The sequence below is a fragment of the Mesoterricola sediminis genome (genome assembly GCF_030295425.1).
GTDB classification, from domain to species: Bacteria; Acidobacteriota; Holophagae; order Holophagales; family Holophagaceae; genus Mesoterricola; species Mesoterricola sediminis.
Genome location: NZ_AP027081.1, coordinates 3,465,967 through 3,491,639 on the forward strand (window position 1 = coordinate 3,465,967; position 25,673 = coordinate 3,491,639).

At 66.6% G+C, this 25,673-nt stretch carries 16 protein-coding genes and 1 tRNA gene; 9 read left to right on the plus strand and 8 right to left on the minus strand.

The annotated features are described in order from the left end of the window. The first annotated feature begins 381 nt into the window (after positions 1–381). The 7 genes from R2J75_RS15155 (at position 382) to R2J75_RS15185 (ending at position 8,136) form a co-directional block, all read left to right on the plus strand. Positions 382–1,542, plus strand: a complete 1,161-nt coding sequence (locus R2J75_RS15155) for an IS256 family transposase (RefSeq protein WP_316410508.1) — start codon at positions 382–384, stop codon at positions 1,540–1,542. A 663-nt stretch (positions 1,543–2,205) separates the two neighbouring features. Continuing rightward, a complete protein-coding gene (locus R2J75_RS15160; RefSeq protein WP_316410509.1) occupies positions 2,206–3,543 on the plus strand; it encodes an IS1380 family transposase in 1,338 nt (445 codons plus the stop codon). A 314-nt stretch (positions 3,544–3,857) separates the two neighbouring features. Continuing rightward, a complete protein-coding gene (locus R2J75_RS15165) occupies positions 3,858–4,025 on the plus strand; it encodes a hypothetical protein (RefSeq protein WP_316410510.1) in 168 nt (55 codons plus the stop codon). 21 nt (positions 4,026–4,046) lie between these two features. Then, a complete protein-coding gene (locus tag R2J75_RS15170; protein ID WP_316410511.1) occupies positions 4,047–6,344 on the plus strand; it encodes a coiled-coil domain-containing protein in 2,298 nt (765 codons plus the stop codon). Between the two features lie 610 nt (positions 6,345–6,954). Continuing rightward, positions 6,955–7,251 carry a hypothetical protein gene (locus R2J75_RS15175; RefSeq protein ID WP_316410512.1) on the plus strand — a complete coding sequence of 99 codons (297 nt, stop codon included), beginning with the start codon at positions 6,955–6,957 and terminating at the stop codon, positions 7,249–7,251. A 284-nt stretch (positions 7,252–7,535) separates the two neighbouring features. Continuing rightward, positions 7,536–7,799 (plus strand): hypothetical protein, encoded by a 264-nt coding sequence (locus tag R2J75_RS15180; RefSeq protein WP_316410513.1) that lies wholly within the window; start codon positions 7,536–7,538, stop codon positions 7,797–7,799. Positions 7,800–7,908: 109 nt separating this feature from the next. Then, positions 7,909–8,136, plus strand: a complete 228-nt coding sequence (locus tag R2J75_RS15185; protein ID WP_316410514.1) for a hypothetical protein — start codon at positions 7,909–7,911, stop codon at positions 8,134–8,136. 421 nt (positions 8,137–8,557) lie between these two features. On the opposite strand, the gene R2J75_RS15190 is transcribed toward R2J75_RS15185, so the two are convergent. From R2J75_RS15190 to R2J75_RS15225, 8 genes are all read right to left on the minus strand, one after another. Further along, positions 8,558–8,647 (minus strand) — tRNA-Ser (locus tag R2J75_RS15190). A gap of 354 nt (positions 8,648–9,001) precedes the next feature. Then, positions 9,002–12,421: a hypothetical protein gene (locus R2J75_RS15195; RefSeq protein WP_316410515.1), complete on the minus strand. Its 3,420-nt coding sequence runs from the start codon at positions 12,419–12,421 to the stop codon at positions 9,002–9,004. 8 nt (positions 12,422–12,429) lie between these two features. After that, a complete protein-coding gene (locus tag R2J75_RS15200; RefSeq protein ID WP_243345865.1) occupies positions 12,430–13,404 on the minus strand; it encodes a glycosyl hydrolase family 17 protein in 975 nt (324 codons plus the stop codon). A gap of 7 nt (positions 13,405–13,411) precedes the next feature. Further along, positions 13,412–14,869 carry an MFS transporter gene (locus R2J75_RS15205; protein ID WP_243333800.1) on the minus strand — a complete coding sequence of 486 codons (1,458 nt, stop codon included), beginning with the start codon at positions 14,867–14,869 and terminating at the stop codon, positions 13,412–13,414. A 13-nt stretch (positions 14,870–14,882) separates the two neighbouring features. Beyond that, complete coding sequence (locus tag R2J75_RS15210; RefSeq protein WP_243333802.1) at positions 14,883–15,473, minus strand: hypothetical protein; 591 nt, start codon at positions 15,471–15,473, stop codon at positions 14,883–14,885. Positions 15,474–15,482: 9 nt separating this feature from the next. Next, positions 15,483–18,908, minus strand: a complete 3,426-nt coding sequence (locus R2J75_RS15215; RefSeq protein ID WP_243345864.1) for a TonB-dependent receptor — start codon at positions 18,906–18,908, stop codon at positions 15,483–15,485. 29 nt (positions 18,909–18,937) lie between these two features. Next, positions 18,938–19,702 carry a hypothetical protein gene (locus R2J75_RS15220; RefSeq protein WP_316410516.1) on the minus strand — a complete coding sequence of 255 codons (765 nt, stop codon included), beginning with the start codon at positions 19,700–19,702 and terminating at the stop codon, positions 18,938–18,940. Between the two features lie 94 nt (positions 19,703–19,796). After that, positions 19,797–23,252, minus strand: a complete 3,456-nt coding sequence (locus tag R2J75_RS15225) for an Ig-like domain-containing protein (protein WP_316410517.1) — start codon at positions 23,250–23,252, stop codon at positions 19,797–19,799. A 270-nt stretch (positions 23,253–23,522) separates the two neighbouring features. Between R2J75_RS15225 and R2J75_RS15230 the strand changes: the two genes are divergently transcribed. Continuing rightward, a complete protein-coding gene (locus R2J75_RS15230) occupies positions 23,523–24,701 on the plus strand; it encodes a XylR family transcriptional regulator (protein WP_243333810.1) in 1,179 nt (392 codons plus the stop codon). A 118-nt stretch (positions 24,702–24,819) separates the two neighbouring features. Further along, positions 24,820–25,665, plus strand: a complete 846-nt coding sequence (locus R2J75_RS15235; protein ID WP_316410518.1) for a glycoside hydrolase family 16 protein — start codon at positions 24,820–24,822, stop codon at positions 25,663–25,665. Positions 25,666–25,673 lie beyond the last annotated feature (8 nt).

Sequence of the window (25,673 nt, forward strand, 5' to 3'; positions counted from 1 at the left end):
CGAATATGGCCTTGGGACCGACTATTTCCGACGGAACTACTGCGATCCAGGCGGGATCATGGACCGGGCCGGAGCGCTGCGCGTAAGAGTGACGCCAGGCGGCCGCCGTAGGGTTTTCGTGAGCCTCCCCAGACTCCAGGAGATGATCGCGCGAGAAGCCACGGGAGGGCCGGGCCAGGCCCCAGGGGGTGATACAGACGGAAGTATAATAGAACAAACATCAATTAAGTACGCGCCCCAGCTTTGAATAAAGGTAACCGAAAAAGCCTCCAGCTTTCGAGATAGAGTCCCAGGGAGTGGTGTAAGAGCCGGGTAGGCAGACAGATGGCCACCGTCCTCCGTATGTTTGTTTTTGCGGAAACAACATAGGAGCGGAGAACGATGGCCAGAGAAAGTGTGGAGGGTCTTGGGGCCCTGGGCAAGGCTTTGGAGGAAGGCAGCGGGGATTTCCTGCGCCAGCTCGTGATGATGACCCTGGAACGGATCATGGCAAGCGACGTCACCGCTCTCTGCCAGGCGGAGGCCGGGGAACGTTCGCCCTTGCGCGAGAATCAACGGAACGGGTACCGGGACCGGGCCTGGGAAACCCGCCTGGGGACGATGCCGCTGCGGATTCCGAAGCTTCGTCAGGGAAGCTACATGCCAGACTTTCTGGAGCCGCGCAGAAGCTGGGAAAGGGCCTTCCTGAGCGTGGTCTCGGAAGCCTACGTGCTCGGGATCTCCACCCGCAAGGTGGAGCACCTGGTCGAGGCCATGGGGGCCAAGGGGATGTCGAAAAGCGAAGTCTCCAGGCTGGCCAAGGACCTGGATACCGAGGTGACGGCGTTTCGTGAAAGGCCCCTGGAGGGCCCCTACCGCTACATCTGGCTGGACGCCATGTATCCGAAGGTTAGGGAAGGTCAGCGGGTGGTGGGCCTGGCAGTGCTCGTGGCCATTGGCGTGAACCAGCAGGGATACCGGGAGGTGCTGGGCCTGGAAGTTGCTGATGGCGAGATGGAATCGGCGTGGAGCGGCTTCCTGGAGGGCCTGGTCAAGCGCGGGCTGAAGGGCGTCGAGCTGGTGGTTTCGGACGCCCACACTGGGCTGAAGGCGGCGGTGCGGCGGGTCCTGAACGGTGTCTCCTGGCAGCGGTGCCGGGTTCATTTCATGCGGAATGCAGCGACGCGGTTGCCCAAGGCGGCGCAGGAGGAGCTTCTGGACCGCCTGAAGCAGGCCTTCCAGGCGCCCTGCAAGGAGGATGCGCAGCGGTTGTTCGCAGCCCTGGCCCTGGATACCCAGCGCAAGCACCCCGGCTTCTCGGCCCTGCTGGACGAGGCGGTGGAGGACGTCCTGGTCTACATGGATTTCCCCAAAGCCCACTGGCGAAAGATCCACTCGACCAACGTGCTGGAACGGGAGAACCGTGAGCTTCGCCGGCGATCCGACGTGGTGGGCATCTTTCCGAACCGGGCCGCAGTGCTGCGCCTTCTGGGCTCGTTGCTCGCGGACCAGCATGCTGAGTGGGTTTCTGCCCGGTTCCCTTACTTGAAGGTGAAGGCGTGATGGCCCTGGGGCGAGGTCGCGACCCACCCGGCCGGGGCGGTGCGCGGGCATGGAAAGGCTGATGGATTGCCCGCTGGATTTCGCTGCGCGAAACGGGCCTCCGGCCCGCCCTCCGGGTCCACAGGCAACGCCCCTGCGGGGCGCCCTTCGGGTCCACAACCTTCCAACACCCGCGGGCTTCGCCTGGAAAACGCTGGCGCGTTTTCCACACCGCCCCGGCCAAAGGTCCATCAGCAGCAGCATTTCATTGAAATCGGATCATACGGGTACGGCGGCGCTTCGCTGGCCGCTCTTGCTACACCACTTGACGGGACTCGGGCGCTTTCGATAACGTCGATTCTGTCACCCATAGGCATTTGACGCAAGTCCATTAAATAATGACTTTAGATTGATATTGCAAGATTATCGAATGGCCGATCAATTCCTGTGTGCAGTTTTTTGCGGCGAACATGAGCTGATCATCAATTAATCAAGGCGCCCATTCTTGGCATCCGTGTAAACAATTTGTTTATTGCCAATATTTAAATACCATCTTCATCAATCTGCGTATATTTATCCTGAGTCCGTGCAATCCGCCTGCGGCGAATCTCCGGAAACCCAATATCCATGAGGGTTTGGTACCATTGTAGTCGGGTGATCGGTGTCACCCAACGGGTGACCCGAATGGAAATCAAGTTCATCAAGTCTGAGAAGATGGAACTGGTTGGAGGCGCAGGGCTTGCCTTGGTGGGCCAGATCCTGAACCGGTGCACGACCCTGGGCAAGGATCTCACCCGGCAGTTCCCCAAGCGGACCGGAGCCGTGCCGACCGGCGACGTGGCTTTGGCCTACGTCGCAACCCTCTGCACGGGGAAGAGCGACTTCGAGGCCGTCTCGACCCTGGAGGACAAGGTGCTCGCGCCGGAGAGCCTGGGCCTTCAGGCCTTCCCCTCGCCGGTCACCGTCCGGCAGCGGCTGGACGAAGGGGCGGACCTCTACATGCCCTACGTACAGAAAGCCACCGGCGACCTCCTACGCAAGAGCAAGGCCCCGATCACCGCCCTCTCCACCGGGCACGTGGCCCTGGACGTCGATGTCACCCCGCTGGACAACTCCAACTCCAAGAAGGAAGGCATCGGCTGGACCTACAAGCAATTCGAGGGCTACGCGCCCATCGCCGCCTACCTGGGCGAGGAGGGCTGGGCCCTGGGCTTCGAATTGCGGGAGGGGACCCAACACTCGCAGAAGGAGACCCCCGCGTTCCTGGCGCGGGTGAGCGCCCTCGCCAAGAAACTGGTGAGCGGGAGGAGGATCCTGCTCCGCATGGATTCCGGCAACGACGCATTGGAGAACTACGCCCTGGCTGCCGAGGAAGGCATCGACTACCTGGTCAAGCACAACTGGCGCACGGAGAACCTGGAGGTCTGGGCGGACAAGGCCGCGGGCATGCCGGAATCCGCCTGGAGCCACCCCCGGGAAGGGAAGCGGGTGGTGCGCTTCTCGGAGCGGATGGAACGAACGGTGAAGTTCAAAGGCGAGGAAAGGGTTGTTCGCTACCGGATGGTGGTGGAGGTTTCCGAGCGCACCACGGACGCCAAGGGCAACGCCCTGCTGCTCCCCCTGGTGGGCGTGGATGCCTGGATCACCAGCCTGGACCTGCCGGAAGCCGACGTGGTCGCCATCTACCGGGACCACGGCACGAGCGAGCAGTTCCATTCCGAGATGAAGGGAGAACTCGATCTGGAGCGGCTTCCCAGCGGCAAGTTCATGACCAACGCCCTCATCCTGGAGATGGGCGTCCTGGCCTACAACGTCCTGCGCCTCATGGGGCAGATCGGCCTGAAGGGGTACAAGCAGCGGCACGAGAGCAAGCGTCGCCGCATCCGGACGGTGATCCAGGAACTGCTGTGCGTGGCGGCACGGGTCGTTCACCACGCGGGCCAGGTGGCCTACAAGTTCGGGCGGACCTGTCTGGCCTTCGACCGGCTGGTCCTGCTCCGAGCCCATTTCTGCGGCGCCTGACGGCCTCCACGCTCTCGATCGGATGCCTCCAGAAACCACCGGCGTCAGGCCGGAGGACCATCCGGAATTTGGGGTATCCCGCCAAACGCCCCTGTTTCCCGGCCCACGAAGGGACCGTGAAGGTGCGAAGGCGGCCTTCGACATCTCAACCCGGCGCCTGGTCGGCGACAATGGCCCCATTCGGAGCGTGTTCCGTCGGATCCCGCAGGGATCCGCACGGATTCACGTTTATGCCTTAATTCCCTATTTTCTTCTCCTCCAGAAAGCCAAATTGGCTCCAGAGGTGCGATAGCCCGTTTCCAGGAAGAGTGAAAATGAGCAAAGTTGCGTTGGCCGAAATCCCTATTGAAACACTGACCTACAAGCAGGTGTGCGACAGCCAAACCACGATCGATAGCCTCACCGCTTCTGGCCTGAACGTCCCGGAAGAAGAGGCTCCAATTCCCCAGAAGCCCGGAATTGGAGCCACCTCACGACGTTGATCGTTAACTAAGGAGGGTAGGGTGAGCAGCGACAACGAACTCACTGTCAAGATCATTGCCGATGTGAAGGAGTTCCTCGGCGGCATGAAGGAGAGCCGGGAGGCCTTCGAGTCGGCCTCGGCAGGAATGAAGGGTGATATGGATGCCCTTCGTGCCGCGGTCGACCACTTCGGTACCGGAGCTATCGTCCTCGGCGGCGTGGGCGTCGCGATGGAGGGCCTAGAAAAGGCCTGGGAATGGGTTGACCACGCCATCGAGCAGACTGTAGCCCTTACCCAGAAGATGGAAGGTCTGCAGTTCCAGACCGGCGCATCCTACGAGAGCCTGGCATCCCTGAACGTCGCCGAGCTGTTCATCGGCGGCAGCATGGACAACCTCCAGGGGATCGCCTTCGGGCTGTCCAAGGCCATGAAGACGAACTCCGAGGTCTTCATCGAGAATGGCATCGCGGCGAGCAAGGCCGAACTCCAGCACCAGGACCTCATCACAACCCTGATGAAGGTCACCGAGAAGATGCTGACCATCCAGGATCCGGGCAAGCGCGCGGAATTCCTGATGGACACCCTCGGCCGGGCCGCGAAGGGCGCGGGCCCTGAGCTGATGAAGCTCCACGAGGTCTTCGAGAAATACGGTTCGGACGGGCTCCGCAGATTCGGCGTCACGATTGACGAGGACATGATTGCCAAGATCGACGAGCTCGAGCAGGAACTCGGGAAATTCAAGGCCGCAGACCAGGCGGTGATGGCGTCCATGACCGAGCATGGCATGGCCGTGAAGCAGGGCTGGGAGGCTTCAAAGACCGCCTTGCTCCAGTACTTAGATGCACTCACTGGTGGCAACACACAGATGACCTGGGTCCCTGGACCCGTACCGATCCCTCTCGCTACGCCTTCGTTTGAGGATGAAGTACCCGCATCTCCAAACGTGAAGGATGGTGTCGTCCAGCCCCCGTCAACTTCAGTTTCCAATGGGGACGTCCGGACTGCGGCCCAGATCGAGCGCGACAAGGCCCTCGTGGTCGAGGCCGCCAAGGAGAAGGTCAAGACCACCCTCTGGGTCGTGGAGGAGCAGCGGAAGGCCGAGGAGAGCCTCTACAAGGAGCAGAAGCTGAGCTTCACCGACATGGTGGAGATGGAGAAGAGCGGCGCCTACGAGCTGCTCCAGGCCCAGCTGCAGGCGGACCGGGCCATCCTCGGCACCCTGAAGGACAAGCCGGTCCAGCAACGGCAGATCCTCAACCAGATGGAAGAAGCCCGCCGCCAGTACAACTCCACGATCAACGCCCTGGACCAGAGGTCGGCCGAGTGGCGAACCGGCATGGAGCGGGAGGCCACCCGGCTTGCTCACGAGATTGAGGAGAAGTCGGCCGCCGAGGCGGCGGAGATCGCCAAGGCGAAGGCGGAGGCACAGACGAAGGCCAGCACGCTGGCCCTGGAGATGCAGCGGCAGAGCCTGGACTATGCCGCAGAACTCGGCCTGATCAGCAGCTCCAAGGAGTTGGAGGCGCGCAAGCGCATTCTGGATCAGGAGGCCGCCCTCCAGGTGGCCGCCTTGCAGACCCAGCTGGAGGCCCTGAAGAAGGACGGCCTCGCCCACGTGGCCGAGGTCACCAAGATCCAGGCGCAGATCGCCGCCGTGGAGGCCAAGGCCCGCATCGAGAAGCAGAAGCTCGACCAGGACGCCTCCAAGAAGTGGGTGAAAACCTGGGAGAAAGGCGTCGACTCTATATTCGCGAACTGGGATACGGCCCTCCAGAAGATCCTCCACGGCCAGATGAGCATTGCCGATGGAGGGAAGGCGGCCATGAAACAATTTGAGGACGTTACCGAGAAAGCACTTCTCAATGCCGGCATGGAATGGGTCAAATTCGGCGTTCTCAAAGCGCTGATCAGCGACAAGGCCCATGAAAAGCAAGTAATGACTGACGCCAAGGAGGCCTTCACTGGCGCCTACAAGGCTACGGTGGGAATCCCTTACATCGGCCCTATCCTTGCCCCAGTTGCAGGCGCGGCCGCCTTCGCCGGCGTCATGGCCTTCGCGGAGGGCGGCTACCTCGACGTGCCCTCCGACCAGGTCGCCATGATCCACAAGAACGAGATGGTGCTCCCCGCCTGGGCGGCCGAGGGCGCCAGGCGCATGTTCGCGGAGGAGTCCGGCGGTGGCGCCGGCCATGGCGGAGGGCGCCGGGGAGAAACCGGAAACCATTACCACATCCACGCCGCAGACGCTCAGAGTTTCATCGATATGTGCAAGCGCAACCAGGATGGACTCTTCGGTGTCCTCAAGACGGGCATCAAAAACGGGAGGGCGGCCAGGTGATTACTAGCATCTCAAGAAGGCAGAGAATCAATTCCCCCAAACAAATACGTTCAAGGGGCGATTCTCCGCGCTCATTGGAGCGCCAAGCCTATGCCCTGGAACTTCGGAAAGCTGGAAAGACCTACGCTGAGATCTCGGCCGCCTTGGGGGTCGGTCGGACAATGGCCTTCAAACTGGTCCAGAATGCCCTCCGGACGTCGATTCAAGACATGGCCGGCCAGGTTCGAGATATAGAGCTGGCAAGGATCGAGAGGGTGCTCTCACTCCTAACGCGACGGATTGAACAGGGCGACGCCCATGCAATCCTCGCGGCCGCACGCATCTTCACTCTGCGGGCCAGGCTGATCCGTTGGCCCCCGTCAATCGGACAGGCCGAGGCTCACCTCATCCTCCCTTCCCAAACGGTGCAGGTTTGAGGGCACTACCTGCCACGCTCCCCCCCCCCTGTTCGGAGCCGTTGCTCTGGGTCGACTGTTAGGTCTCATGTGTTCGCCTTTCCAAGCCGGCCATTGTCGACCCACCGCCGACCCTCCGTCGACCTTCTGCATCTTTCAGCAGTAACCAATTCCCTCCCCCAAACCTCATTTCACATGGCGAAAGGACGTTCGAAATGACGACCCGCGTCTTGCCCCCCAACTACCCCAAAACATCTGAGGCCTACGGGCGCGTCTACGTCGGATCCCCCGGGGTTACCCAGGACGTTCCTGATGGGGATGCCCTCATCTTGGGCGCGAATGGCTGGAACATCCTTGGCCGGGTGGGACCCACCAGCCAGCGCCCCCTCAACAACTCGACTGTGCCGCGCGAGCCTTTCGCGGGCATGGAGTACATCGATACCACCCTCGGGGCCCTGATCATCTTCGACGGCAGCGCCTGGCGGAACGCCGCAACCGGGGCCATCGTTTAACGCCCTCACCGCAGGAGAGGAACACCATGAACACATCTAATTTCACAGGCCCCATGATGGCGCCCCAGGCCGGGGCTACAAACGTGTCCCCGATCATAAACGGGAGGTCCTACTCAACCGCTTCCGGTCGCGCCATCCAGGTCCATTCCGATGATGTGGCCGACCTGGAAAAGGCGGGTTGGTTCCGCACGGACCGGCCCGAGCCCACACCCGAGGACCTGGAGAAGGCCCCCAAAGCCCCCCCGAGCTATCCTGCCCTCGCACCTGGCCAGCGGGTTTTCCGCATGCTTCCACCCCAGGGACATGGCAAGGCATACCTCGAGTACGAGGGGCGCATCTACGACGGAACTCCTGGCAGCCCCCTCGATGTCCCGGAGAGCGACGCCAGGGTGCTGAAGGCCAACGGGTGGATCCCCCTCATGGAAGTGGGAGCAAAGCGCCCCTTCAATCCTGGGCGAGGCGAGAGATTCCTCGACCTGGTGGCCGGCGCCGAACTGGTCTTCGATGGTTTCAGGTGGCTCGACGCCCTGACGGGCAATCCTGCCTGATCCCCTTCAGGGCGGGAGGTGCCTCCTCGCCTTCAGCCCGGTCCCCCCAGGACGGTTCTCCCTGGGGGGATTTTTTTACCCTGGAGCAAGAGGGAAGCGGATGGAAGCAATGCGCACCTGGATCAACGTCAAGGAGGCCGCGGCCATGGTCGGCATCTCCGAGAAGCGCTTCCGGTCCGAATGGGTGCCCGAGGACGGCCCCGCCCAGGTCACCTTCCGGTGCACCAACGGCCATTCCGGGCCATCTCGCCGCATCGAGGTCCTGCTCGAGGACCTGCTCATGGTCATCGAGGAGCGCACCACTCGCCGAGGAGAATGGGCGAGGCGTTTCCTATGACCTGGCGCTGTCTGCCCTGCCAAGGAAGGGATCATTCGCGGCTTTTGGCTAGCCAATACCCTGCGGGATCCTCAATCCATCGCAGCACTTCCGAGAGGCGGAACCAGCGCCCAGTCCGCTGGCCTGTGCCCTTACCCGTTCCTGGTTTCGTGATGAATGGCATGGGATGTTGCGGCCGGTCCATCCAGTTGTACAGGGTCCTCCTGGACGGGGGGCGCGGGCTTCCATCATCGTTTGTCGGAAGCACCTCCGAGAGGGCGATCTGCAGCTGCTTTAACGTAAGGAATTGCTCAGGCATGGCCATAGGTCTCTCTGGGAGCACACTACCTCATGCGCCTCATCTCGACTCTGTTCGTTCGTCGAGAATGTAGGACACCTGTAGGATGAATCAAAAAGGCCCGATCCGAGAATCAGGCCTAAGTGGCGGAGAGAGAGGGATTCGAACCCCCGGTGAGATCACTCCCACACCTGATTTCGAGTCAGGCGCATTCGACCACTCTGCCATCTCTCCAGGACGGTTAGTTTACCAGAAACAGGGGCCTCTTCCAGGGCCGGGAATCGCTGGAAGCTGGAGCTGGGGCGAGGTGGAAGGCCTCGCGGAATCCATCTACCCGGCCAGGTTTGCGCAGACAGGTTTCGCGGCGGCGCTTCGCTGCGGACCTCCCCCCTGCCCTGCCGCCTCCGTCTTCACGCTCTGCCCTGCCCGGTCCACCCCGCCGATCCGCCCTGCCGATTCACCCTGCCCTGTCCGCCCCCTTCCAGGGGCTGACAGCACAGACAACTCGAACGATTCCGACCTTTGGAACCCTTCGGACAGGGCAGCCAGGCCCGGCTCCGCTTGGCGTCCCGCCCCGATTCTCCAGATCTACAAGCCCAACCAGACTTCCACACGGGCGACCTGGCCTGTGCGGTCGAGGATGGCGCGGGTGGTGGGGTGGTCGAGGGCGAGGGTGTCCCAGGTGCGGAGGGTGCCATCGGCGAGGTGGGCCTGGACGGCGGGGGGGCCTTCGCGGTGGGCGAGGACGGGAACCTGGCAGAGGGTGTAGGCCAGGGCGCCGGCGGGGACGGTGAGGGTGGCGGGGGTGCCGTGGACGTCGTAGTGGGGGAAGGGGACGGGTCGGGTGAGGAACTCGTCCTGGGGCATCCAGGCGGGGTGGAAGGTGATGCGGCCGTTTTCGACCTGGACGCCGAGGTCGCCGAAGCGGCTCAGGAAGTCCTCTTTCACCTGGCCGGTCATGCCGGGCTGCTGGGCGCCGGCGAAGCTGGGGGTGTGGGAATAGGGGTCGGTGGGGATGGCGCCCACCTGGGCGGGGCCGCGGTGGATGCCGAGGCCTTCGCGGATGAGGCCGCAGTGGGCCTGGAGGCGCGGGAAGGCGGGGTCGGAGGGGTCGGTGGCCCTGCGGGCCTCGTCGGCGGCGAGGAGGAGCTTGGAGACCATGTGCCAGTAGATGCAGCCCAGGCCTTCGTACTTGTAGAAGGTGCCGGAGCGGCCGGTGAAGGCGCGGTGGTCGAAGACCTGCTCGTGGAGGTCGAGGACGGCCTGGCGGTCCCGGTGGGCGGCCTCCGCGTGGGGGCCGCCGGCGAGGGCGTCGAGGGCGGCCTCGAGGCCGCGGCGATTGCGGAAGGCGGCGTTGAAGTGGACGCGGCCGGCCACGTCGCGGGCGACGAGGGAGGTGTCGCCGGTCTCGAGGAGCCGGGCCAGGAGGGGGATGGCGGCGGCGGCCTCGGCGGGGACGTTGTTCTTGTCCTGGAAGCGCGGCAGGGCGCGGTCGGGGTAGAGGAGGTAGCTGTCCAGGTCCTGGCGGCGCAGGGGGCTGCGGCGCAGGGCGTCCAGGAGGTCGGCGGCCTCGGCGGGGCGGAGGGTGCCGGCGGAGAGGGCGGCCACCTGCCCTTCCAGCATGGGCTGGAGGCGGCGGATGTGGATGCCGTCGGGGCCGGCTTCCATGAGGTTGTAGGCGTGGTAGAGGCCATCGTCGCGGCGGTTGGCGCGCACGGCGTGGTCGAGGTGGCCGAGGGCGGCGTCGAGGAGGCCCTGGACGAGGCCGGGGGCGAGGGGCGCGAGGCGGCCCGAGAAGCCTTCGCGGTACAGGCCCTCGCGGTAGCGGGAGGCGGCGAGGCCGAGGGCGTCCAGGAGGGACCGGCGGCCCTGGGGGGTGTCGGCGGCTTCGGGGGTCGCGCCCTGGAGGGCGGCGTGGACGGCCTGGAGCCAGGCGGCGACTTCGGCGGAGACGGTGACGCCGCCGGCGAGGAGGCCGCGGCAGAAGGCCAGGTAGCGGCGCAGGTGGCAGAGGGTGACGACGGAGAGGCCATAGCCCACGAGGGCGTTGTTGGCGTCGTTCCACTCGGGGCGCTGGGTGTTCATCCAGATGCCGGCGCCGGGGACGAGGTTGGAGAGCTTGGCCAGGGCGGCGATGAGGAGCTTCTCGCCGAGGCCGGCGCGGACGGGGCCGCCGGGGCCCTGGAGGAGCTTGCCGTCGGCGCCCTGGGCGGCGGCGCGGGCCAGGACGGCCCGGTGGGCGCGCTCGTCGAAGTCGATGGTGCGGTGGGGGTCGGCGAGGAGGTCGGCGTAGGGCTTGATGCGGTAGGGCACGTCCGCGAAGGCGAAGATCCGCCGGTCCAGGAGGCCGGCCAGGGCTCCGGGGTGGGCGCGCTCGGAGGCCTCCAGGAGGCGCAGGAGGTAGACGATCTGGTGATCGCCCCAGTAGCCGATGAAGGACCAGGGGTCGTGGGGGTCCACGGTCTCCCAGTCGAAGCCCTCGCGCAGGACGCGGTAGGGGTTGTGGCCGTCGGCGGTGGAGCAGTCCGCGAACTTGGCGATCATAGCCTCCAGGAACACGGGGTAGCTGTGGCCGAGGGCCTCCCAGTTCTGGAAGATGTCGCGCCAGTTGCCCTGGTAGGCGTAGGCGCGGGAGCCGTCCTCGGCCTGGACCTGGATGGAGAAGATATTCCAGGGGCGGCTGGGGTCGCCGTGGCGGCGGCTGAAGGTGAGGGGCAGGTACTCCCGGGCCAGGCGCTCCAGGTCGGGGTCGCCGGTGGCGGCGGCGCGGCCGACGAGGTCGGGGCGCTCGAGCTCGGCGGGCAGGCTGTCCAGGAAGGCCTGGGCCCGGGCGGCGGTGGCCCGGCTGGAGGCCTCCACGTAGCGGCGGAAGTCATCGGCGGGCACGCGGGTGCCCAGGCCGGGGATGCCGCCCCGCATGATGTTGAAGAGGGTGTTGGAGAAGTGGCGGGCGACGCTGCGCTCGTCGGCGGTGGCCTGGAGGCCGTCGGCGGCGGCCACGCGGCGCTGGAGGCCCTCGGCGCCGCGGGCGATGTCGGCGAGGAGTTCGGCTTCCAGGTCGCGGCCGTCGGCCAAGCGGGCTTCCAGGGCGGCCACGGCGCAGGCGTCGAGGCCCAGGTCGGCCACCAGATACCACGACCGGGAGGCGCCCGGTTCCAGGGTGAGGGTGGAACCTGCCAGGTAGGCGCCTCGCCGGCCGCGGATGTCGGTCTCCTCCACGAGGGCCGCGCCCCGGCGGAAGGCGGGGAGCTGGGTGCTGGACAGGAGGTGGACGGGGGCGTCGAGGCCCAGGGACCAGGCCACGTTGGCGCGCAGGGCCTCGCTGGGCTCGGGGCGGTCGGCTGGGACGGAGCTGAGGCGGAAGAGGGCGAGGCCCGTCGCGGGCAGGAGCTCGGTGCGCTTGTAGCCGTCGACGAGGGTGCTGAACTCCAGCTGGAAGCGCCAGCCGATGTCGGCGGGGAGCACGTTCTGGATGCCGTCCAGGAGGTCCACGGTCACGGGGCCGGAGCCGGTGTTCACGAGGGTGCAGCGGCGCACGAACCCGAAGCGGTGGCTGGTGGACCAGGCCACGCGGAAGGCGAGGCCCAGGTCCTCGTTGCGCTCCTCGAAGACGACCCGGTCGCCGCGCACGTGCTTGTAGAGGTCGCGGGCGGTGCGGTAGGCGCCCTGCCAGCGGTCGGAGAAGGGCTCCCAGAGGCAGGTGCGCCCGTCCCGGGCGACGCGCAGGAGGGTGCGGCTGCCGGTGTGCTCCACGCTGTCGTGGATGCGGTCGTCGGAGTGGTAGGGGAAGAGGGCGTGGTCGGGGTCCCGGCGCCCGGCGGTGAGGGCGCCGTTGCTGCTGAGGAAGAGCCAGTGGTCGGAGTCGCTGACGACGCTCATGAAGAAGGGCGGCATGCCGTCCAGGTTGGAGACGCGGAAGTAGCGCGCTCCGTCCAGGTCGGTGAACCCGCCGTCCACCTCCAGGCCGGGGGTGGACAGGGGCAGATCGGAAACGTGGATGCTCGTCATGTTCGCTTTCAGTTGCCCACCGGGCCCTGGCCCGGGGTGGTCGGCCCGCCGGGGCGGAGCTCGGGGTAGCGGGGCAGGACGGCCGGCTTGGCCTTGCGGTCCACGCTGAACAGGCCCCAGTGCCCCTCGGTGCCCTTGCCCTTCCAGGGCTCGTCGAAGGCCTCGAAGAAGAAGGTGGTCACGCCCTTGGCCTTGGCCCAGGCGTTCATCTCCCGGAAGTAGCGGTCCTGCTTGGCCTCGCTGCCGGCGCCGGGGACGTGCTGCGGATTCGAATCCGTGAAGGTGGCCCAGCCGACTTCGCCGAAGACGATGGTGCTGCCGGGATGGGCCTTGCGGACGGCCTCGAACTTGTCGACGGTGGTCCCGAAGGCCTCGTCGATGTCCTGACGGCCCCACATGGGGTAGCTGTGGAGGGTGATGAAGTCCACTTCGGCGGCGAGCTTCGTGCCGGGCTTGACCCAGTAGAGGAAGTCGTCGGCCACGGTGACCCGGCAGGGGACGGCGGCCTTCACGCGCTTCACGAAACCGATGACGTCGGCCTCGGTGAGCTTGTGGTCGGACCAGTCCACGAGGGCCTCGTTGCCGACGCTGACGGCGACGACGACGTCGGGGTAGGCTTTGGCGAGGCGGATGCCCTCGGCGACCTGGCGCTCGTTCTCCTCGGCCTTGCCGGGCTTGCCGCTCAGCCACATGCCCAACATCACCCGGAGGCCCAGCTTGTGGGCGCGGATCTGGGCGAGGACGTCGGCGGCGTGGCGGTCGGAGCCGTAGAGGCGGATGAGCTTCCACTCCCGGTCCAGGATCCGCAGGTCCTCCAGCACCTGGGCGGGGCTGGGGTAGAGCTGCTTGTCGGGGTCCTGGCCCTCGCGGTAGCCGGAGTAGCACACGGCGGGGCCCCACCAGGCCTGGCGGGCCAGATCGGGGGCGGCCTGGGCGCAGAGCGGGGCCGCGAGGAGGAGGATCAGGGGTCGGGGTATGCGCATGTTCCGCTCAGGCTTGGGACTTGCGGTCCTTGAGGTCCTGCTCGATCCGGACCATCATGGCGTCGTCCAGGGGGTAGAACTTCATCAGGAGGGCCGCCAGGATCAGGAGCAGGCCCGGGAAGATGCTCATGGAGAGGCGGATGCCGGTCAGGGACCGGGCGGTCTGCTCCACGTTGGCCACGTAGCCGAACCAGGACAGGATCAGGCCGGTGACCCAGGCGCCGACGGCCAGGCCGATCTTGGTGCCGAAGATGGCGGACGCGAAGACGAGGCCGGTGTTGCGGCGGCCCCCGCGCCATTCGGCGTCGTCGGCGGTGTCGGCGAACATGGCCCAGAGCAGGGGCGAGTTGAAGCCGATGATGAAGCTGGAGAGGATCTGCAGGCCGAAGATCAGGGGGAGGCTGTCGGGGCCCGCGGGCCAGAAGCCGAGGATGACGACCCCGCCGCCGCCGATGGCGGCCATGAAGAGGGCCTTCTTGTCGAAGCGGCGGGCCACGGGCGGGGCCAGGGTCACCGCGGCCAGGAAGGCCAGGGCGTTGCTCACGAGGAAGGGGCCGAGGAGGTCGGTGCGGTGGAGGTAGTACTTGAAGTAGTAGGCGGAGACGGAGCCCTTGAGGACGAAGGAGGTGATCACCACCACGCAGGCGGCGATCATCACGACGAAGGCCCGGCTGCCCAGGAGGTCCTTGAAGTCCCGCCGGAGATCGGCCTCCTGGTCCGCGGGCGGGGCGACCCGCTCCCGGGTGGTCAGGAAGCACAGGGCGAAGAGGACGACGGCCACGGCGCCGTAGAGCACCAGGGTGAGCTGCCAGCCCTTGGCCAGGTCGGAGGGGAGGGCGAGGAATTCCTTGGACAGGAACCAGCGGACCCAGGCGCCGGGGTGGGCGAGGAAGGCGTGCTGGGCCCGCAGGGCGGGCGCCAGGCCGAACCACTGGGCCAGGCTGGGGGTGCAGTACTGCACGATCACCGCCACGGAGAACGCGCCCACGAACCGGTACGAGGCCAGGGAGGTGCGCTCCTTGCTGTTGGAGGTCATGACCCCCAGCAGGGCGCTGTAGGGGATGTTGACGACCGTGTAGAGGATCATCAGGAGGCAGTAGGTGACGTAGGCGTAAACCACCTTGCCGCCGGGGGCCAGGTTGGGCGTGGTGAAGGTCAGGACGCCGGCGGCGGCCAGGGGCAGGCCGAACCAGACCAGGTAGGGGCGGAAGTGCCCCCACCGGGTCCGGGTGCGGTCCGCGAGGGTCCCCATGACGGGATCGGCGACGGCGTCCACGACCCGGGTCACGAGCATCATCGTCCCGACGGTGCCGGCGGCGATGCCGAACACGTCGGTGTAGAAGAAGATGATGAAGAACTCGAAGGTCTTCCAGTAGAAGTTGGAAGCCGCGTCTCCCAGGGCGTACCCGGCCTTCTCCCGGAAGGAGAGGAGGCCGGTGTCTTCGTGCTGCGCAGTCTCGGTCACGGGGACTCCAGGTTCAGAACGTGTAGCGGGCGCCGAGCTGGATCCAGCCGGGGTTGATGGCGCCCTGGCGGATCAGGGTGTCGTTGCGCTGGCGGCCGGCGAGCTCCGTGACCTGGAGGATGGCCTCGTAGCTCAGGTGGGGGTTCTGGACGTACTCCAGGCCCAGGCGGACGCCGCCCTTGAGTCCCTTGCAGTCGTGGAAGGGGAAGTGGTGCTCGGCGTCGAAGATGCTCGGGCTCTCGTCGCCGCTGAACTTGGCCGTGTAGCTGTTGACGCTGAGGCCGAAGATGCCGCGAAGCCTGGGCGAGGGGGTCTCCAGGAGGAGGTCGCCGGTGAGCTGGACGAGGGTGAGGGAGGTCTTGAGGCCGTTGCGCTCCTTGCCGGGCATGGTGGCCGCGGCCAGGGAGACCCGGGCGGGGACGCCGGACTTGAGGAGCTGGGTCTCCCAGCCCACGTTGACGAGGAAGCCGGTGGTGGCGTTGACGGCCTTCTTGTAGCTGTCGAGGCCCAGGATGACGCCCCCGCCCACGGAGAGGCCCGTGGGTTGGGCGGCGGCCAGCGGTAGCGCCAGGAGGCCCGTCAGGACGGTGCGGATGAGTTTCATGGCGTTCTCCTAGAACTTGAGGCCGATGCTGAAGTCGCTGACCTTCCGTCCGCCGTAGCCCTGGTTGTAGTCGCCGTACTTGGCGCCGGCGTCGCCGGGGGTCTGGCCATAGAAGCGGTTGCCGTAGTAGAGGGCCATGGGGCTGCCGGCGGCCACGTTGTTGGTGGTGGTCGGCTGGTCACCCGTGAAGTAGCCGTACACGTTGGTCATCACGAAGTGGTTGAAGAGGTTGTCGATGGACACGTAGCCGATGAGGCGGACCTTGCCGAGGCCCAGGGGGATGTCCCACTGGATCTTGGCGCCGATCTGGTAGTAGTCCACGCCGGTCTTGAAGGAGCCCATGTCCCCGTAGTAGGTGGGGAAGTAGGTCTGCCAGTTCCCGGTGCGCTGGTCGACGTCGATGACGCGCTCGCCGTTGATGGTGCCGGGGAGCTGCAGGGCGGAGAAGCCCGGGAGGGTGCGGTAGTCGGTCCAGCCCTGGGCCTGGATGACGCCGCCGGTCCAGGTGTCGGCCTTCAGGGAGAAGGAGACGTTGCCGGCGCCCACGGGGTGGGTGTAGGTCAGGAACAGGTGGGCGATCTGGTTGCGGCTCAGGAGGCCGTGGCCGACGGCGCGGGCCTGCTGCTCGGGGGTGAGGAGCTTCTCGCGCAGGCTCTTGTAGTTGTAGTAGTCCAGATCGTTGGTGCCGGTGGACTGGTCGATGGTGTACGACCCGATCATGCTCCAGCGGGCGCTGAGCTGCTTCTGGAAGGCGATCTCGATGCCGGTGTAGATGCGGTCGAACTCGGAGTTGAGCCACGAGGTCTTCTGCTTCCACATGCGGAGGGGATCGTTGGGGTCGGGGCTGACCATGTGCACCATGGCGTCCATGCCGTAGTCGTGGATGGAGCTGACGATGCTGTCCTTGTAGATGCGGCGGATGCCGTTGATCTTGAAGTAGCCGGTCTCGTAGTTGCGCTGGTAGCCGACGCTGAACTCATAGGCGAAGGGGGCGCGGAGGCCCTTGGCGACGTAGGTCTGCCGGGCGTCGAGCATGTCGTAGGCCGGGCCGTAGTTCTTGGGGTCGATGAGGGTGTTGTAGTCCACGAAGCGGACGCCGTACATCGACTGGCCGGTGTAGGTGTAGCCGTTGTAGGTGCCCACGGGGGCGTCGCCGTAGGCGGCGGCGGTGTCGAAGCCGGGCTGGCTCACGCCGAGGTTGCCGCCGTTCCAGAGGTGGACGGTGCGGACTTCCCAGGCGTTGCCGCGGAAGTTGTTGGCGATGGCGTCGGAGTAGGCGGAGGCCAGCTTGGCGGCGGAGGCGGACCAGATCTCGCGGTTCTTGCCGTCGGGGTTGAACTTCACCATCAGGCGGGGCTCGAAGATGTTCATGTCGTCGAGGCGGTTGCCGCCCTGGTCCTGCATCACCAGCTTGTTGTAGCGGAAGCCGGCCATGATGTTCAGGTTGGGGCTGACGGTCCAGTTGTCGTTCAGGTAGACCGACGTGGTGCTGTTCTTGGAATCGCCCGGGTTGTCGTAGAACTTCTCCATGTGGGCGCTGGGGCCGCGGATGGCCTCCCAGTGGAGGAAGGGGGCCTGGGTGCCGAGGCCGTTGGGCATGTTGCCCCAGGCGGACCAGCCGTTGGCCACCGGGTTCTCGCCGGGGCCGATCTGGAGGATCTCGGTGGGGTCGGTGCCGGGGTCGCCGCGGTGGAAGACGGGGTAGAGGTACTTGCCGGTGGCCTCGTCGAGGTACCAGCCGCCGGTGAAGACGCCGCGGTTCCCGTACTTGGACCGGCCGAAGTTGTAGAGGGTCTGCACCCGCTCGGCGCCCATGTCGATGTCGTGGTTGCCGTGCCAGTCCTGGAGGGTCTTGACGTTCACCGACCAGGTCCGGTTGCCCTTCTTCAGGGGGCTGACGTCGTAGGTGGACATGTTGGTGAGCAGCGGGCCGTAGTCGTAGCTGTCGGGGCTGCCCAGCCAGGAGTGGGCGCCGCTCTCGCCGCGCAGGACCATCCCGGGGTCGGGGCTGGCGAAATAGCCGGAGACCGAGACGCTGGGGTTGGGGTTCTTGACGTCGTTGAAGGTGTTGGCCGCGTAGGTGGTGCGGGCCTCGATGGACCAGTTGGGGCTCAGCATGCCGTTCCAGCCCAGGGTCCAGGCCTTGGTCTCGGTCACCATGTCGCCGACGCCGCGGAGGATGTTGCCCTCCCAGGGATCCGTGTTGCGCTGGCCCTGGACGCCGCCCTGGGTGGTCTTCTCGGTGAGGAAGGTGGCGCTCACGGAGTGGTTGGAGCTCACCATGCCGGTCAGCTTGCCTTCGAACTTCTGGAACTTGATGTTGGAGCTGAGCTTGGTGCCGGCATCCTCGGCGCTCATCCCGTAGTTGCCGCCGGGACCTGTGTTGATGACGGAGTCGACGTTGGGGTTCAGGCCGTAGGTGGCCATGGGCCGGAGCATGGTCTGGACCTGGCTCCAGGGGATGTTGGGCTGGCCGGCCTTGACGCCGACGACGGTGTAGCCCAGGAGGCCGGTGGTGGCCTGGCTGGGGGTCAGGCGGGTGCCGAGGGTGAACCACAGGCGGTCCTTGATGATGGGGCCGCTGAAGGTGAAGTCGGTGGTGTGGGTCAGGTCCTCGCGCAGGAGGTTGGAGTTGTTGTTGGCGTTGGTGAGGGGGTTGTCGGCGCCCATGGAGGCCCGGGACATGTTGGACCGGACGGTGCCCTCGAAGGTGTTGGAGCCGCTCTTGGTGACGATGTTCACCTGGCCGCCGCTCACCATGCCGTTGCGGGCGTTGAGGCCCGAGGTCACCACCTGGACGTCCTCGATGGAGTCGGGCAGCGGGGCGTAGAGGGACGAGTAGGTGCCCGTGTCGTCCTTCACGTTGATGCCGTCGATGCTGTAGAGGATCTGGTTGGTGTCGGAGCCGCGGACGCGGGCGTCCTTGCCGTAGCCGGCGATGCCGGGGGCGATGTTGGTGATGGCGTCGAAGCCCTGCATGGAGACGGGCATCTTGAGCAGCTGCTCGGAGGAGTAGTTCACCGAGACCTTGTCGCTGGTCTTGGCCTCGGCCGCGGCGGCGGAGGCCACGACCTCGACGGTCGCGGAGGCCTGCTGGACGGCCTTCAGGGTGAACGGGAGGGACTGGTTGGAGCCGACGCCGACGCGCACGTTCTTGGCGGTGCGGCCGAGCATCCCGGGCGCGCTGACCCGGATGGTGTAGTTGCCCACCGGGAGGAGCAGGGCGTGGTACTCGCCCTTCTCGTCCGTGGTGAAGACCTTGGTCTGGAAGAGCGCGGGGCTCTCCAGGGACACCCGGGCGCCCTTGATGGGCTTGCCGGCCTCGTCGGTCACGAGGCCGCTCAGGGCCCCGCTGGTGGTCTGGGCCACCAGGGTCGCCCCGGCGGCGAGCATGGCCGCGATGGTGGAGCGGAACATCACATTTCGCATGGTCATCTCAAGTCTCCGCGATGCGTGTGCATGGCCTAGAAGTGGAACGCGTAGGCGATTTCGGCGTGGGGCACCGCGCGGTTGCGGGTGACCAGGCCGTCCAGGGGCCAGGTGGCGTCCTGGGAGGAACGCCGGCCGGGGGCGCCCGCGTCATAGGCGGAGGCGGTTCCCACATAGTGGTGGTATTCCATGGCCTGGTAGGCGAGGAGGACGACGTTGAACTCGAGGCTGGAGTCCTTGTCGATCCGCCAGATGACGCCGGCGTAGGGGCTCGGCGTGTACTTGGCCTTCTGGGGGGTGCCCAGGTAGAAGTCGCGCCAGGCCTTGTTGCCGGAGGCCACGTCCCAGGGGGCGCTCTGGGCGTCGCCCACGTACTGGTGCTTGAAGCTGCCGCCGAACTGCAGGCCGGCCTGCCAGCGCCAGGTGGGGTTGATGGCCCGGCTGAAGGAGGCGCGGAGGGTGAGGCCGGAGAGCTGGTTGCGCTTGGATTCCACGGACTTGGCCGGGTTCATGGGCAGCAGCCCGGCATTCAGCGAGGAATCGTCGGGGGTGGTGAAGTAGTCGTCGCCGGTCTTGTACATGTAGCCCACTTCCAGGGCGACGGTGCCGGGGCCCACGCCGTAGCCGACGTTGAAGCCGAGACCGGTGTAGGTGGCGCGCAGGTGGTCCTTCTGGCTTCCGTAGGCCATGCGGAACTTGAAGGCCTTGGTGAAGCCCGTCTCCTGGGCGCCCAGGGGCGCCAGGGTGCCGCACAGGCACATGGCGAGGCCCCAGCGGACCAGGTTGGTTGCTTCGATCATGACATCCTCCAATGGGGAAAGGTCGAGGGGTGGGGTCGGACGTCAGGGGTCCGGCGGGCCTGGCCGTGGGGCCGGCCCGCCGGAACCGTCCAGGTCAGGGGACGAAGGTCAGGTCGTCGAAGTAGAACGCGACGCCGGTGCCCGCGTTCCCGAAGTCGGGGAAGAGGGACAGCTTGTCGTAGGTCTTGGCGGCGTCGAAGAGGCCGGTGAAATCGAAGGTCAGGGTCTCCCAGGCGTTGGCCGTGGTGGTGGCGACCTTCTTCTCGCAGGACACGGTGTTGTTGCCCTGGTCCTCGACCTTGAGGAGGATCTGGGTGCCGGCGGCGGGGCTGTAGACGCGGACGGTGAACTTGTTGTTCGCGCCGCTGCCGAAGGGGATCCGGCCGATGGAGAAGTTGGCCCCGGTGGCCACGGTGGCCCCGGCCCAGGTCTGGGCGCCGCTGGCCTTGAAGATGCGGAGGGCCTTGTTGGTGGCGACGACGGGATCCGCGGCGACGGTGGCGTCCTCGGCGCCGCCGAAGCCGGCCAGGGTGTAGGCGACGAGGAAGTTGTCGAAGGTGACCGGGCCGTCGAAGGCGTCGAAGGTGACGTCGTCGAAGTAGTAGGAGGCGCCGGTGCCGGGGTTGCCGAAGTCGAAGAAGATGGAGGCCTTGTTGTAGACCGCGTTGGCGTTGAGGGCGGCGGTGCCGCTGCTCGGGTTGGCGAAGTCGAAGACCAGGGTCTCCCAGGCGTTGGCCGCGGTGGTGGTGGCGTCGGTCTCGCAGGAGATCGTGCCGTCGGCGGCGTTCTCGACCTTCAGCTTGACCTTGAGGCCGGCGGCCGGGGAGTAGGCGCGCACCAGCATGCGGGTGGAGCCGTTGCCCAGGGGGATGCGGCCCAGGGCGAGGTTGGCGGCGCCGGTGCCGAGGGTGACGCCGGCCCAGGTCTGGGCGCCGGCGGCCTTGACGACCTTGCCGACGTAGTTGGCGGAGTTGGCCGGGTCGGCGGCGATGCTGGAGCCTTCGGCGCCGCCGAAGCCGGTCAGGCCGTAGGCGATGGCGGGATCGTCGAAGGTGACGGTGGTGAAGTGGTCGAAGGCCACGTCATCGAAGTAGTAGGTCTTGTCGGCGGCCATGGCGGTTCCGCCGGCGCCGAAGTTGAAGTTGAAGAAGATGGAGGCCTTGTCGTAGGTCTTGGCCAGGTCCAGGGCGGCGGTGCCGCTCACGGGGCTGGCGAAGTCGAAGACCAGGGTCTCCCAGGCGTTGGCGACGGTCGTGTTGACCTGGGCCTCGCAGGTGACGCTGCTGTTGGTGTGGTCCTCGACCTTGAGGCGCACGGGGGTTCCGGCGTCGGGGGAGTAGACCCGGACGTTGATGCGGGTGTGGGTGGCGTCGAAGGGGATGGCGTGCTTGAAGCCGAGGGTCCCGTCGGCGGACAGGGTGGTGCCGCCCCAGAACTGGGCGGTGGTGGGCTTGACGACCTTGACGACCTTGTTGGACGCGTTGCCGGGGTCGGCGGCGAAGGAAGAGGCGACGCCGCCGAAGTCGGTGAGGCCGTAGGAGACCGTCGCCGCGTCGAAGGTGACGATGGGCAGGTCCATCTGGCGCATCACGATGCGGGTGTCGTAGTCCTGCGAGGCGCTGACGGCCGCGAGGCTGGCGTTGCCGGCCAGGTCGGAGAAGGCGCCGGCGGGGACGGTGACGGTGATGGTGCCCGCGGTGGTCGGGGGCGGGACGACGTCCAGGGTGTAGAGGGTGTCGCTCACCTTGGTGAGGGTGCCGGGGGTCCCGCCGGTGACGGTGATGGAGCTGGCGGTGAAGCTGGTGCCGACGCTCTCGCTGAAGGTGAACTTGAAGGTGACGGTGCCGTTGGCCGTGGCGGCCGCGATGTTGTCGGTGATGGCCAGGGTCGGCGGGGTGTTGTCGATGAAGGGGCTGTTGTGGAAGTAGACGTTGTCTACGTAGACGGTGCCGGCGCCGTAGGGCGTGGCGCCCACGAAGAGCAGCTGGGACAGGTGCTTGCGGCTGGCCAGGCTGCCGAAGTTGGCCAGGGGGATGTCCAGGGACACCCACTGCTTCTGGGCGTTGAGGGCCGGGGTCGTGGTGGCGTCCAGGTCGACCTCGCTCTCGGAGTCGTCGCCGCCGCCGTAGACGGTGTTGGCGCCGAAGTCGACGAGCTTGATGCCGAACTTGGTGATGTCGGGGGTCCAGACGTCGACGTGGAGGTAGGTCATGTTGGTGGCGTCGACGGCGTTGCCCGCCGCGAAGAACTCGACGCCCACGTACTTCAGGTTGGCGTACTTCTTGACGTCGTCGCCGCCGATGGTGAGCGCGGTGACGTTGGGGCCGGCGCCGTCGTTGCTCCAGCTGGTGCCCCAGGTGTCCACGGGGATGTTGGTGTAGGCCTTGGACAGGAGGGAGATGACCTTGGCGGGGTCAACGGTCGGGCGGGCCGGGGCGGTCGTCGGGACCACCGGGGTGATGACGGTGACGGTGGAGGACCCGGTGACGTTGATGCCGGCCAGGGTGGCGGTGATGTCGGTGGTGCCCAGGGTCAGGCCGGAGACGAGGCCGGTGCTGTCGACGGTGGCGACGGCGGGATTGCTGGAGGCCAGGTCGAACCAGCGCAGGCTGACGTTGCTGACGGTGACCGCGGGGGTGGCGTAGGTGAGGGTGCCGGTGAGGCCCAGGGACTTGGTCTTGGAGATCTCCACCTGCGCGGGGGCCCAGGCGATGGTGGCGGCCGTGGGGGCGGCAAGCTCGGCGGCGCTCAGCTTCTCGTAGCGGATGTCGTCCAGCCAGATGCTGTAGGCGCCCTCATCGGCGCCTTCGGCGAAGTGGAAGAGGCCGGTGGTGGAGGTGAGCTTGGCCTTGTTGGGGATGGGGATGATCTGCTTGACCCAGGCGGTGGTGACCGGGATGTTGGCGACTTCGGCGGCCCAGTCGCTGTTGCTGCCGTCGTTGCCGAGGCCGGCGACGTTCAGGGTGGCGGCCTTGCTGGCCTTCACCCAGAAGGTGACGGCGTTGTAGAGGCTCAGGTTCTGGGCCGTGGCGGCCTTGAAGGCGCCGCCGGTGTAGCCGGTGGAGGGGACGTCGATGCGCAGGGAGGCGGTGCCGGCCTGGTGCTCGGCCGTGTCCACGGCCAGGGCGTTGCTGGAGCCGCCGAAGGGCACGAAGGTGACGTTCTTGGCGTAGGCGTCCGCGAAGACCGGGAAGTTGGTGGGGGCCACGTCCACGGTCGCGTCGGCGCTCTTGCCGCCCACGGTGGCCGAGACGGTGGCGGTGCCCGCGCCCACGCCGGAGACCAGGCCGCTGGCGGCGATGGTGGCGACGTTGGGGGCCCAGGCGGTGTAGGTGGCCTGGGTGGTGGCCGCCTCCGAGGTGCCGTCGCTGTAGTGGGCGGTGACGGTCAGCTGGGCCGTCTCGCCGGGGAACAGGGCGACGTGGGTGGGCGCCACGGAGACGAACGAGAGGGCACGCCCTCCCTTGGACGAGCTGCCGCAACCCAGCAGCCAGAACAGGGGCATCAAGGCCAGCAGCGCCAAGCTTGCCCGGAAGCGGGGGGTGGACATGAGGTCTCCTTTAGATAGAAGCATTGCAGGCTTTGCATAACGGGTCGGTCTGACCTGCGCGCGGAAGGAAGGACCCACGCGAGGGGACCGCCGGATGGACCAGGCTCAAAGAGGACTGAAGCAGGTTGAATCATGAAAAATGATAAGTAAATGGTCTTTTTTTATTTTTTCAGGTAAGCTTTGGGGACCGCCGCAAAGCCCAGATTCTTCACAAAATGGCCAAAAATGCCCCTCCTTGACTGTCTGGCTTAGACAAGAAAGGATCATCACATGCCCCGAATCCGCCATATCGCCCTCCTGGTCCCCGCCTCGGGCGGCTACTCCCGGGGCGTCTGCCGCGGGGTGGCCACCTTCGCCCTGGACCGGGACGATTGGCTCATCTTTCCCTATGAGCGGGCGGAGTTCACCAAGCTCCCGCCCTGGCTGAAAAAGGGCCACATCGACGGGATCATCGGCTTCATCTCCAACCCGGACCTGGGCCGGCAGATCACCTCCCTGGGCGTGCCCATCGTGGATGTGCAGGGGGAGGGCAACTGCCCGGACTTCCCCTGGATCGACACGGACGCCGAGGTGGTGGCCGGTCTGGCCGAGGACTTCTTCACCCAGGCCGGCTTCGCGCACTTCGCCTTCTGCGGCTATCCGGGGGTGTTCTTCTCGGACCGGCGGTCGGACGCCTTCACGGGCCTGGTGCGGGGCAAGGGCGTGGAACCCCACGTGTACGAGCCCCCGCCCCGGGTGACCACGACGATCCGCAACCAGTTCCGGGAAATGCGGGGCCTGGAGTACGAGCCGGCCTTGGCGGCCTGGCTGGCGCGCCTCCCCAAGCCCGTGGCCATCCTGGCCTGCAACGACACCCGGGGCCAGCAGATCATCACCGCCTGCCGGGACCTGGGGATCTCCATGCCGGCCGACGTGTCGGTCATGGGCGTGGACAACGACGAGATCCTCTGCCGCCTGTGCCGGCCGACCCTCACCAGCATCGCCCCGGACACGGAGGGCATCGGCATCCTGGCCGGCCGGCTCCTCAACGCCATCCTGGAGGGGGAGGCGGTGGAACCCCGCCTGTACAAGCAGCCGCCCCTGCGTGTGGTGGAGCGGGAATCCACGGATGTGACGACGGCCCAGAACCCCCTGGTGCTGGCGGCCTCCCGGGTGATCCGGGACCGGGCCTGCCGGGGGATCTCGGTGGAACAGGTGTGCGAGTTGGCGGGCTGCTCCCGCTCGACCCTGGACGGCCTGTTCAAGAAGCACCTGGGCCGCTCCATCGCCGGTGAAATGGTGCGGGTGCGCCTGGGCACGGCCATGCGCCTGCTCGAGAACACGACCCTGACCCTGGACGAGATCGCCACGGCCTGCGGCTTCCAGTCGGCCACCTACTTCTGCCGGTTCTTCAAGCGGGAGAGCGGCTCAACGCCCGCCCAGTACCGCAGCGCCCAGGCCCTCCGCTGAGGGGCCAGGAAAGAACATCCCGCGTTTACGAAAAAAGACTATAGGACGTCCCCCTTTCACTTGGCACCCTGGTTCGGCCCCTTCCCCCGCTGACAGCCAGGCAATCCCCGGAGTTCCCATGAAAGCCGTCTTCGCTCTTCCCTTCGCCCTGTCGCTGGCCCTGGCCTGCGGCGGGGGGTCCACCTCCACCGGTGGGAATAACAACAACAACAATGGCACCGGCACCTGGGTCCTGAGCTGGAGCGACGAGTTCAACGGGGCCGACGGCAGCGCGCCCGACAGCTCCAAGTGGGCCTTCGACGTGGGCGGCAACGGCTGGGGCAACAACGAACTGGAGACGTACACCAGCCGGTCCACCAACGCCCAGATCACCGGCGGCAACCTGGTGATCACGGCCCAGGCCGAAACGTTCACGGGCACGGACGGCATCACCCGGTCCTACACCTCCGCCCGCCTCAAGACCCAGGGCCTGTTCTCCCAGGCCAACGGGCGCTTCGAGGCCCGCATCAAGGTCCCCACGGGCAAGGGCATCTGGCCGGCCTTCTGGATGCTGGGCACCGATCTGGCCAACAACCCCTGGCCCGCCTGCGGGGAAGTGGACATCGCCGAAGTGGTCGGCCAGCAGCCCTCCACCGTGTGGGGCACCCTGCACGGCCCCGGGTACTCGGGCGGCAACGGCCTCTCCGCCAGCAAGACCCTGACCTCCGGGAAGCTCTCGGACGACTACCACGTCTACGCGGTGGAGTGGGAGAACACGACGATCCGCTTCTACCTGGACGACACCCTCTACGCGACCCGCACCTCGGCCGAGGTGCCCACGGGCGGGCTCTGGGTCTTCGATCACCCCTTCTTCCTCATCCTGAACGTGGCCGTGGGCGGCAACTGGCCCGGCAGCCCCGACGGGAGCACCACCTGGCCCCAGAAGATGTACGTGGACTACGTGCGGGTCTACCGCCGCTCCTAGGAGGTCCG

Bases quoted from the DNA above. Each gene is read 5' to 3' on its own strand.
- R2J75_RS15155 (WP_316410508.1), top strand. From the start codon at position 382: ATGGCCAGAGAAAGTGTGGAGGGTCTTGGGGCCCTGGGCAAGGCTTTG.
- R2J75_RS15160 (WP_316410509.1), top strand. From the start codon at position 2,206: ATGGAAATCAAGTTCATCAAGTCTGAGAAGATGGAACTGGTTGGAGGC.
- R2J75_RS15165 (WP_316410510.1), top strand. From the start codon at position 3,858: ATGAGCAAAGTTGCGTTGGCCGAAATCCCTATTGAAACACTGACCTAC.
- R2J75_RS15175 (WP_316410512.1), top strand. From the start codon at position 6,955: ATGACGACCCGCGTCTTGCCCCCCAACTACCCCAAAACATCTGAGGCC.
- R2J75_RS15180 (WP_316410513.1), top strand. From the start codon at position 7,536: ATGCTTCCACCCCAGGGACATGGCAAGGCATACCTCGAGTACGAGGGG.
- R2J75_RS15185 (WP_316410514.1), top strand. From the start codon at position 7,909: ATGCGCACCTGGATCAACGTCAAGGAGGCCGCGGCCATGGTCGGCATC.
- R2J75_RS15195 (WP_316410515.1), bottom strand. From the start codon at position 12,421: ATGACGAGCATCCACGTTTCCGATCTGCCCCTGTCCACCCCCGGCCTG.
- R2J75_RS15200 (WP_243345865.1), bottom strand. From the start codon at position 13,404: ATGCGCATACCCCGACCCCTGATCCTCCTCCTCGCGGCCCCGCTCTGC.
- R2J75_RS15210 (WP_243333802.1), bottom strand. From the start codon at position 15,473: ATGAAACTCATCCGCACCGTCCTGACGGGCCTCCTGGCGCTACCGCTG.
- R2J75_RS15215 (WP_243345864.1), bottom strand. From the start codon at position 18,908: ATGACCATGCGAAATGTGATGTTCCGCTCCACCATCGCGGCCATGCTC.
- R2J75_RS15220 (WP_316410516.1), bottom strand. From the start codon at position 19,702: ATGATCGAAGCAACCAACCTGGTCCGCTGGGGCCTCGCCATGTGCCTG.
- R2J75_RS15225 (WP_316410517.1), bottom strand. From the start codon at position 23,252: ATGTCCACCCCCCGCTTCCGGGCAAGCTTGGCGCTGCTGGCCTTGATG.
- R2J75_RS15230 (WP_243333810.1), top strand. From the start codon at position 23,523: ATGCCCCGAATCCGCCATATCGCCCTCCTGGTCCCCGCCTCGGGCGGC.
- R2J75_RS15235 (WP_316410518.1), top strand. From the start codon at position 24,820: ATGAAAGCCGTCTTCGCTCTTCCCTTCGCCCTGTCGCTGGCCCTGGCC.